This is a genomic window from Endozoicomonas sp. ONNA2 (assembly GCF_024606365.1).
Classification (GTDB): Bacteria; Pseudomonadota; Gammaproteobacteria; order Pseudomonadales; family Endozoicomonadaceae; genus Endozoicomonas.
Genome location: NZ_JAHHPO010000581.1, coordinates 1 through 9,855, shown reverse-complemented (window position 1 = coordinate 9,855; position 9,855 = coordinate 1). Strand labels below are relative to the sequence as shown.

Annotated in this window: 7 protein-coding genes; 3 read left to right on the top strand and 4 right to left on the bottom strand. The window is 47.8% G+C overall.

From position 1 onward, the window contains the following. Positions 1–488: 488 nt before the first annotated feature. From KDK14_RS10210 to KDK14_RS10200, 3 genes are all read left to right on the top strand, one after another. Complete coding sequence (locus KDK14_RS10210) at positions 489–1,646, top strand: hypothetical protein (RefSeq protein ID WP_257264997.1); 1,158 nt, start codon at positions 489–491, stop codon at positions 1,644–1,646. Between the two features lie 182 nt (positions 1,647–1,828). Next, positions 1,829–2,917, top strand: coding sequence for a hypothetical protein (locus tag KDK14_RS10205; protein WP_257264996.1), 1,089 nt, complete (start codon positions 1,829–1,831; stop codon positions 2,915–2,917). A gap of 193 nt (positions 2,918–3,110) precedes the next feature. Further along, positions 3,111–4,214, top strand: coding sequence for a hypothetical protein (locus KDK14_RS10200; RefSeq protein ID WP_257264995.1), 1,104 nt, complete (start codon positions 3,111–3,113; stop codon positions 4,212–4,214). Positions 4,215–4,958: 744 nt separating this feature from the next. On the opposite strand, the gene tuf is transcribed toward KDK14_RS10200, so the two are convergent. The 4 genes from tuf to rpsL all read right to left on the bottom strand — a co-directional run bounded on the left by tuf (position 4,959) and on the right by rpsL (position 9,410). Next, entirely contained in the window at positions 4,959–6,152 is a 1,194-nt protein-coding gene (gene tuf / locus KDK14_RS10195; RefSeq protein WP_163369486.1) for an elongation factor Tu, read from the bottom strand. Positions 6,153–6,307: 155 nt separating this feature from the next. Further along, entirely contained in the window at positions 6,308–8,410 is a 2,103-nt protein-coding gene (gene fusA / locus KDK14_RS10190) for an elongation factor G (RefSeq protein ID WP_257264994.1), read from the bottom strand. Between the two features lie 18 nt (positions 8,411–8,428). Next, a complete protein-coding gene (gene rpsG / locus KDK14_RS10185) occupies positions 8,429–8,899 on the bottom strand; it encodes a 30S ribosomal protein S7 (RefSeq protein WP_101748087.1) in 471 nt (156 codons plus the stop codon). 136 nt (positions 8,900–9,035) lie between these two features. Beyond that, complete coding sequence (rpsL, locus tag KDK14_RS10180; RefSeq protein ID WP_257264993.1) at positions 9,036–9,410, bottom strand: 30S ribosomal protein S12; 375 nt, start codon at positions 9,408–9,410, stop codon at positions 9,036–9,038. Positions 9,411–9,855 lie beyond the last annotated feature (445 nt).

Here is a 9,855-nt window from a genome sequence, read left to right as displayed (position 1 = left end):
ATAGTAACTGTCCACTTAGCCAGAAATATACGATTCCATTTGGCCAACTACTTAGTCATTTGTGCTCTTCGAGGTTCCAATTCAAGACCCGCAACACGAAGAAACCCAGCGGCCTGCACTCGTTCGTAGAAGCTAAAGAAGGAATGAACAGACATTCTATCAAGAAAAATCCCCTAAAGCCTACCTTAAGAAGCTCTATCAGGATGAACGAATGACATTTCCAAGGAAATATCAGCATCCAATCCTGGTCCCCATGCTTACATCCGTCAAACAAGCCTTAATTTCTCGCAATCCTCGCTACGGGCACCATTCTCGGACAGCCCCTTGGCCAAAGAGCCAAGGATTAATACAACTAACCGACCTGTTAGTGTTTTATGGATAAATCAATTATTAAATGTTGTTCCAAACATAAGGGAATGTTTCATCGATTCCAAACCTGATTATACATGTGCCATTTGAATACATGGAATCAAGACAAGGAGTATCCTATGATTAGCGGGAATGGTTCCTCACAGCAAACAGCATCAGTGTGCTCAAACACAAAAACTGATGAAAAAGCACCGGCAGCGCAGATACAGGCCGATAAAACTGCAGGGCCCAAAAGCCACACAACCTCAGGCAAGTCTATCTCACACAGGGCAATATCCCTTTGTGAGAAAACTGAAGGGCTTGAAGTATCCGAAACATGCAAGCTGAAGACATCTTCACCGGAACAAACAGCAATTGACAAAACGGAGTCACCATTTAAAGCAGATGATATTACCATTAATGACCCGGAGTTTAAGCAACCACCCGGGAAAATAAAAAAACTTGCCCTGGCGATTAAAATATTTTCCAAAAGCTTTAAGACCATACACCAGGTCAATCATCCAGAGACTGATCGGAGTGCACTGGTAGAATCAATACGTAGCAAGGTTTACACCGTGACCTCTCTATTGTTTACCGCCCTGAATATTGTAATAGCCCCTGGTGTAACAACAGGACTTTTTATTGGTATTTTTATTCTTCTTTCAACTGTGACAGCGGGAGTGGGCGATATCGTTTTGATTGTACCTTTCCTTTTAATGTTTGGTATCGCGATTTATTTTCTTGGTTATTTCCTGGTTGAAGAAATCTCTAACTTTTTTACTTCAGCAGTGTCAGCGATGGCGGATACCCATGAAAAATTAACCGAGATAACCGCTCTTACTTTACCCGAAGAGAGGTTCTTGAAGAAATACCAAAGAATGGAGAAGTCATTCTTAACATTGCGCACCAAGCTTTATGCTGCAGACTCCGAAGAGATTAATAGCACCATAAAATTGTATGAAAGATATCCTGATATAAAGAAATTGAGACTTGCGAAAGAAAAGCGCGACAAGCTTGAAACTGACAGAATTGAGGCTGGTATTCCGGACCCTGGCACGAAATTGTTTCTTTCTTTGCAGTACTATTGCCTGAGAAAAAATTACCGATGTGACAAGGATAAACTGAAAGAGGCTATCCAAAAAACCGAAGATTGGCTTAAAAGGGCCGCAAAACAGAAAGAACAGCTCACTAATAAATACAGCAAACTTCAGGAGATTAATAAGATTACTCCCCAAACACCTACTGCCAGAAATATGGAAGTGGTATACAAAAAACCGCCTGGCTTGATCCCTGTGTAATTCGCAATTGAGAAGTACCTTTGGCTGGTTAGTATTACTTACCGGCCAGTTAGTGCTTTAAGGAATGGCAAAATGTTAAATACTTTCACAATGAATCAGGACAGGTGGAAACGCTTTATCAATCCCATTCCAATACATGGACACTCCATCTAAATAGCAGTGAATAACACATGGATTACCATATGATTAGCGGTAGTTTAATTAAATCATCTGAAGATGTAATAACCTCCTCAACCAAAGAAACACCAAAGGTTGGTAAGGACGATAACTCTATTGAACACAAAAGTTATGGCCAGCTACTCTCTCACAGGGCAGTATCGCCACTAGAAGAGTCCGAAAACCTCAGGTTATTGATGGAACCCCTGCCCGGACAAGGGGCATTTCAAACCATGCAGTCTCGCTTTGAAGCCAGGGATATTACCATCGATGATCCACAGTTCAAGCAGCCGCCAGGCAAAATAAACAAGCTTGCCCTCGCGATTAAAATTTTTTGCAAAAGTTTTTGGGAAACATCCCGGGTCAATACCCCGGAGACTGATCGCAGTCCACGGGTAGAAACCATACGTAGCAGGGTATTCACCGTGACCTCTACATTGTTAACCACACTAAGCGGAGTAGTCGCCACTACCGTGGCAATCGGGCTTTTTCTTGGTGCTCTTACTATTTTTGCGGGCATGGACCCAGAGGGAGCAATGATGTTCATTCCTGTCGGACTTGCCATTGCAGGCCTGTCTTTTGGGGTTTTTGCTGTTGGTTTTATAATCTCTGTGGGAATATCTCGCCTCATGACGGCAATAGTGTCAGCGTCGGTGGATACCCGGGAAAAATTAACCGAGATAACAGCCTTTACTTCACCAGAGCAGAGGTTTTTAAAAAAATACCAGAGAATGAAGAAGTCTCTCTTTGAATTACAAACCAGGTTTTATGCTGCAGAGCTTGACAGGATTAATTTCAAAATAAGCTATTGTGAATCACCCAAGAAATTGGAGCTTTTGACCGAAAAGCGTATCAAGCTTAAGGCTGACAGAATTGATGCGGGTATTCCAGATCCCTACCAGGCGAAATGGTTTGATGCTCAGCAGCACTATTGCCTGAGAAGCTGGTATTGGTGCAATACTGAGAAACTGCAGGCTGCTATCAGTAAAATCGAAGCGTGGCTTGACCGGGCGGAAAAACAGAAAGCACTGCTCACTAATGCACAACGGGAACTCGAGGAGCTTAATTCATCGGGGAAGTCGTCGCTGAAACCGTATGACTTGATTCATGCATGATTCAGTGGCCTTAATTTTACCAATGCCTTACCACTTCAGGGGTTAGTATTACTGACCAGTCGATTAGTTTTTTACAAAAAAAATTGTAAACAGGAACGCTTCAACAAAGAATCCGATGGTAAAACTCTATTAATTATGAAACAAAAATTGCACGTGCCATCTTAATACAAACAATTAACACAAGGATTGTCCAATGCTTGCCATAGCCCATCCATTAGAGCTGAAAAACAATGAATGTGAAAAGTCCTTAACTATGGATTTGACAGGGAAGAAAAGTAACGATAACCCTGTTAAGACAAAAAAAAACAAAAGCCGGGAGCAACCAATCCGCCACAGGGCCGCATCTCCTATAAACCGTCCTGAGCCCAAAAACCCCGAAAACCTCAGGCTATTGATGAAGCCTCTGCCCGGGCAAACCAACGCATTTCACCGGATGCAGCCATTAAAAGAGGATGGAATTATCATTGAAAGTCCGGAGTTCAAACAGCCACCCGGAAAAATAAAAAAGCTGGCCCTGGCGATTAAAATCTTTTCTAAAAGCTTTGAGACAATATACAAGGTCAACAATCCGGAGACTGATCGGAGTTCACTGGTAGAAACCATACGGGGCAGGGTTTTCACCGTGACTTCTATATTGTTGAAAGCTTTAAACGCCGTGCAAACCTCTGCAATCACATCCGGGCTTTTTATTGGTGCTTTTGCTCTTTTTGCAAGTCAGCCAGGGGCAGTGTTCTTTCTTGTTGTCGCTGGATTGATTATTGCCGCCCATGCCCTCCTGTTTTATGCCATGGGCTATGTTTTCGCCGATTGCGCCACTCACTGTATTACTGCAGCCGTGTCAGCGTCGGTGGATACCCGTCAAAAATTAGCCGAGATAACCGCCTCTACTTCACCAGAAGAGCGGTTTTTAACAAAATACCAAAGAATGGAGGAGTCTCTTTTCGCACTGCGGACCAAGCTTTATGCGGTAAAGTTAGCAGACATCAATGACAACATAAAATATTATGAGAAAAAAGGCATGACAGAGGAATTGAGACTTCAGCATGAACAGCGCACCAGAATTGAGTCTGCCAAAATTGAGGCGGGTATCCCATACAAAGCGAAATGGTATGAATCTATGGAACACTACTTCCTGAGGAAGGGTTATGGTTACAGAATCGGGCATCTGGAGGATGCCATTCATAAAACCGAAGATTGGCTTAACAGGGCAGCAAAACAGAAAGAACGGCTCTCCAATGAACCTTTAGAACTACAAGAAGTGAATAGCGAAAATCCGGCTCACTGGGTTCGTGTGTAATTCCAAGTAAGGTAATGGGCAGCGTGTACTGTTAGAACTGTGGACGTTAGCCCTTTAAAAATGGCGTGTGAAGATCGCCTTCTTCTCTGGACAGGATGGGAATAGCAGCTTTCAGAAGAACCTTAAAAATTTCATTCTACAGCTGGCCCACAAGTACCGGTCAGGGGTTAGCTCTGCTTACCGGCTGGTTAGTGCTTTATAGAATAAAACATCATTAAATATTTTCAATTCATTAGAAACAAACGGAAATGTTTTATTAATTCCCTGGCAAAATTTGCAGGCAATCTCCAAATACCAGCAATCAAGACAGGGAGTGTCCCATGATTTACACAACTGGTCTGGCAGCATTACCAAGAGATGTGAAGATCTCAACTCAAGAAAAAAAAAGCGCCAGGGCAGGACGATAAAGCTGTCGGGTCCAAAAGCGAAACAGGCTCAGATAAACCGCTCTGTCACAGGTCAGTCGTAACTACTCGAAAAAGACCTGCGAATTTTACAGATGACCCTCAACAGCCTATTAAAATCCCGAAAAGAACATTAGAAGCAGAGGTTTTGCCTGTCAAATATGAGCAGTTACAACCTGAATTTGATACGCTCTTAACTGTGGGTATAACAAGACAGCAGATCCTTTCCAACCCTTTGAACTTCTGGCAACACACATTTTTCCCTACCCAAAACGAGAAACCCCGGCCTGAGCCGGGGTTTCTATGGGATTCGAGTATAAATTTTCAAACGAAATTTGGATTACTCCATGATTTTGGCAACAACGCCAGCACCAACAGTACGGCCACCTTCACGGATCGCAAAGCGCAGACCTTCTTCCATCGCTACCGGGTTGATCAGGGTAGCAACGAAGTTGATGTTGTCACCCGGCATCACCATTTCAACGCCTTCGTTCAGTTCTACCGCGCCGGTGACGTCAGTGGTACGGAAGTAGAACTGTGGACGATAGCCCTTGAAGAATGGCGTGTGACGACCACCTTCTTCCTTGGACAGGATGTACACTTCAGCTTCGAACTTGGTGTGCGGAGTCACGGTTCCTGGCTTGATCAGACACTGGCCACGCTCAACGTCTTCACGCTTGGTACCACGCAGCAGGGCGCCGATGTTCTCACCGGCACGACCTTCGTCCAGCAGCTTACGGAACATCTCAACACCGGTAACGGTGGTCTTGGTGGTCTCTTTGATACCAATGATTTCTACTTCGTTACCAACGTTGATAATTCCACGCTCAACACGGCCAGTTACAACAGTACCACGACCAGCGATGGAGAATACGTCTTCGATCGGCATCAAAAATGGCTGATCGATGGCTCGCTCTGGCTCCGGGATGTACTCGTCCAGGGTTTCTACCAGCTTGCGTACAGCGGAAGTACCCATTTCGTTGGTGTCTTCGCCGTTCAGGGCCATCAGGGCAGAACCGATGATGATTGGTGTGTCGTCACCCGGGAAATCGTAGGTGTCCAGAAGTTCACGGACTTCCATCTCTACCAGTTCCAGCAGCTCTTCATCGTCAACCATGTCGGCCTTGTTCAGGAATACCACAATGTAAGGTACACCTACCTGACGGGACAGCAGGATGTGCTCACGGGTCTGTGGCATGGGGCCATCAGCAGCAGAGCATACCAGGATCGCGCCGTCCATCTGGGCAGCACCGGTGATCATGTTCTTGACGTAGTCGGCGTGTCCCGGGCAGTCTACGTGGGCGTAGTGACGGTTCGGTGAATCGTACTCTACGTGTGCAGTAGAGATGGTGATACCACGCTCGCGCTCTTCCGGCGCGTTGTCGATCTGGTCAAAGGCACGCATGGTGCCGCCCCAGGTCTCGGCACAGACGCGGGTCAGTGCTGCCGTCAGGGTGGTTTTACCGTGGTCAACGTGACCGATGGTGCCGACGTTTACGTGCGGCTTCGAGCGTTCAAATTTTTCCTTAGCCATATCTCTTAACCTTTAGCTGTAAATAGTTCGAGGGTAGCAATATCAAGCAGGGCATTCTAACAGCCATTTTCGCCGGAAAGAATTTCTCATGTTAAAAAAACATAAATAATCCTGTTATTTCCGGAAATCAGACAGTCAGAACCCCTTGGTTGATATCAACCCTGGTTTTTTATGACCGCTTCAGCAATGCTGGCGGGCGCTTCGGCATACTCATGGAATTCCATGGAGTATGTAGCTCGCCCCTGAGTTGCTGAACGCAGATCGGTAGCGTAGCCGAACATTTCACCCAGCGGCACCTGAGCGTTGATCACCTTACCAGAAGGTGTATCGTCCATTCCCTGAACAATACCGCGACGACGGTTCAGGTCGCCCATAACGTCACCCATGTAGTCTTCCGGTGTGACCACCTCGACCTTCATCATAGGCTCCATCAGGACAGGCCTGGCCTGTGGCGCGTATTTCTTCAGAGCTTGCGAAGCAGCGATTTTAAACGCCATTTCGTTAGAGTCAACATCGTGGAAGGAACCATCATACAGACGAGCTTTCAGACCCAGCAGCGGGTAGCCGGCGATCACGCCGTTCTTCATCTGTTCTTCGATACCTTTCTGGATTGCCGGAATGTATTCCTTGGGAATGACGCCACCAACGATTTCGTTGATGAACTCCAGACCTTCTTCACCGTCGTCAGCAGGGGAGAATTCAACCACAACGTGACCGTACTGACCACGACCACCGGACTGCTTGGCAAACTTGTGGTTAGCCTCAACAGTGCCTTTGAGCTTCTCGCGGTAGGCAACCTGTGGCTTGCCAATGTTCGCCTCTACCTTGAACTCGCGACGCATACGGTCAACGATGATATCCAGGTGCAGCTCACCCATACCGGAGATGATGGTCTGGCCGCTCTCTTCGTCAGTGTGTACGCGGAACGATGGGTCTTCCTGGGCCAGTTTGCCCAGGGCGATCCCCATTTTTTCCTGGTCAGCCTTGGTCTTGGGCTCAACCGCAACAGAGATGACCGGCTCCGGGAACTCCATACGTTCCAGGGTGATCACACTGTCCATGGCGCACAGGGTGTCACCGGTAGTGACATCTTTCATACCGATCAGCGCGACGATGTCACCAGCAACACACTCTTTGAGTTCTTCACGGTTGTTAGCGTGCATCTGCACCATTCGGCCAACACGCTCTTTCTTGCTCTTGACCGGGTTGTAAACTGTATCACCGGAGTTCAGAACCCCGGAATAATTACGGATAAAGGTCAGGGTACCCACAAACGGGTCGGTGGCAATCTTGAACGCCAGGGCAGAAAAAGGCGCGCTGTCGTCCGCTTCGCGAGTAGCAACCGTACCTTCTGCATCGTCCAGAACACCTTCGATTGCCTTCACTTCTTTTGGTGAGGGCATCAGCTCGATAACAGCATCCAGCACAGCCTGCACACCCTTGTTCTTGAAAGCAGAGCCGCCGAACACCGGGATAATTTCATTGGCCAGGGTACGGGCACGAATACCGGCCTTGATCTCTTGTTCTGAAAGATCACCTTCTTCGAGGTACTTTTCCATCAGCTCTTCAGTGGCTTCAGCGGCAGCTTCTACCATGAATTCACGCATTTCTGTGCACAGCGCTGCCATATCGGCCGGAATGTCTTCGTAAGTGAAGCTCATCCCCTGGTCTTCTTCGTTCCAGATGATGGATTTCATCTTGACAAGGTCAACCACACCCTTGAACTCGTCTTCAGAGCCAATGGTCATCTGCATTGGTACCGCGTTGGCATTCAGGCGGTCACGCAGCTGGCTGATGACCATGTCAAAATCAGCACCGGTACGGTCCATCTTGTTAACGAAGACCATGCGGGGAACTTCGTACTTGTCAGCCTGACGCCATACGGTTTCAGTCTGGGGCTGAACACCGGAAGAGCCACACAGTACCACGACAGCACCGTCGAGTACCCGCAGGGAACGCTCTACCTCTATGGTAAAGTCAACGTGTCCGGGGGTGTCGATAATGTTGATACGGTGCTCATCAAACTGGGCATCCATACCACGCCAGAAACAGGTTGTGGCAGCAGAAGTAATGGTGATGCCACGCTCCTGCTCCTGCTCCATCCAGTCCATGGTGGCAGCACCATCATGAACTTCACCAATTTTATGGCTCAGACCGGTGTAAAACAGAACACGCTCTGTGGTCGTTGTCTTACCCGCGTCAACATGGGCACAGATGCCAATGTTGCGATAGCGGTTGATCGGGGTTTTACGGGCCACGACTCAATCCTCTGATACTTAGAAACGGTAGTGGGAGAATGCCTTGTTGGCTTCCGCCATGCGATGCACGTCTTCACGCTTCTTGACGGCAGCCCCCTTGCTTTCAGCAGCGTCCAGCAGCTCTCCAGCCAGGCGGAGTTTCATGGACTTTTCACCACGCTTGCGTGCAGCGTCCACCAGCCAGCGCATGGCCAGGGCCGTACGACGGGCAGGACGAACTTCAACGGGTACCTGGTAAGTGGCACCACCAACACGGCGAGACTTGACCTCTACCATAGGAGCAATGGTTTCCAGAGCTTTCTCGAACAGCTCCAGAGGCTCCTTATTGGTACGCTCCAGAACGATGTCCAGGGCACCATATACGATCTTTTCAGCGACGGATTTCTTACCGCTGACCATCACGTGGTTGATGAATTTTGTAAGTGTCTTGTTGCCAAACTTGGGATCTGGCAGCACGTCGCGCTTAGCGACTACGCGTCTTCTTGGCATTGATAAGCCCTCTATGTCGGTCTTCAGGTAATCCAGGATCAGTAACTATTTCGGCAAGCGACCTGGCCTTACTCTCATCAACCTGATATTGATTACTTTCTTACCCGGCTTGACAGTGGTCTCTGGCAACCGGTTTCTAGCGCTTGGGTCTCTTGGTACCGTACTTGGAACGGCCCTTCTTGCGATCGTTAACACCCTGGGTATCCAGGCTGCCGCGAACGGTGTGGTAACGAACACCCGGCAAGTCCTTGACACGACCGCCACGGATCAGCACCACACTGTGCTCTTGCAGGTTGTGACCTTCACCACCGATGTAGGAGGTCACTTCAAAGCCGTTGGTCAAACGCACACGGCAGACTTTACGCAGTGCCGAGTTTGGCTTCTTGGGGGTAGTAGTATAAACACGGGTACAAACTCCGCGGCGCTGGGGACAGGCCTGCAACGCAGGCACGTCCGTCTTTCTAACCTTACGCTTCCTGGGCTTGCGCACCAGCTGGTTAATGGTTGCCATTCAGCAAACTCCAATCTCTATTCGAGAACCGTTTCAAAGTGTTGGGCCTGGACCGTCAGAGGATAGCGCAGTCCAAACTCCTGCTTTAAACAGCAAAAGCCGGTAGAAACCGGCTTATGCAACCCGTTCCACTATTTGTTCACAACAAGCTTTTTCATAACAGCTTGTTAACAAGAAGCGCTTAAATAATCGCTCACAAGAAGGGAACCACAGGCAAAATAAAGCGCAGAAATTTTACGGACTGGCAATACTTTCGTCAAGTAGGGGGATTCATGGTAGAAAATAAGTGGAAAACCGGTCACCGGGGAGCAAACAATCATTACCCTCGGCCAAGTTGACGCTTATGGCAAAAGGGCAAACAGGTATGCATTACCCCAAAAACATACACCTGTTCTTACGATAGACATTAAGCATCTATCTATTAATTCCAGAAGCAAAAGCTTTG

Bases quoted from the DNA above. Each gene is read 5' to 3' on its own strand.
- KDK14_RS10210 (WP_257264997.1), top strand. From the start codon at position 489: ATGATTAGCGGGAATGGTTCCTCACAGCAAACAGCATCAGTGTGCTCA.
- KDK14_RS10205 (WP_257264996.1), top strand. From the start codon at position 1,829: ATGATTAGCGGTAGTTTAATTAAATCATCTGAAGATGTAATAACCTCC.
- KDK14_RS10200 (WP_257264995.1), top strand. From the start codon at position 3,111: ATGCTTGCCATAGCCCATCCATTAGAGCTGAAAAACAATGAATGTGAA.
- tuf (WP_163369486.1), bottom strand. From the start codon at position 6,152: ATGGCTAAGGAAAAATTTGAACGCTCGAAGCCGCACGTAAACGTCGGC.
- rpsG (WP_101748087.1), bottom strand. From the start codon at position 8,899: ATGCCAAGAAGACGCGTAGTCGCTAAGCGCGACGTGCTGCCAGATCCC.
- rpsL (WP_257264993.1), bottom strand. From the start codon at position 9,410: ATGGCAACCATTAACCAGCTGGTGCGCAAGCCCAGGAAGCGTAAGGTT.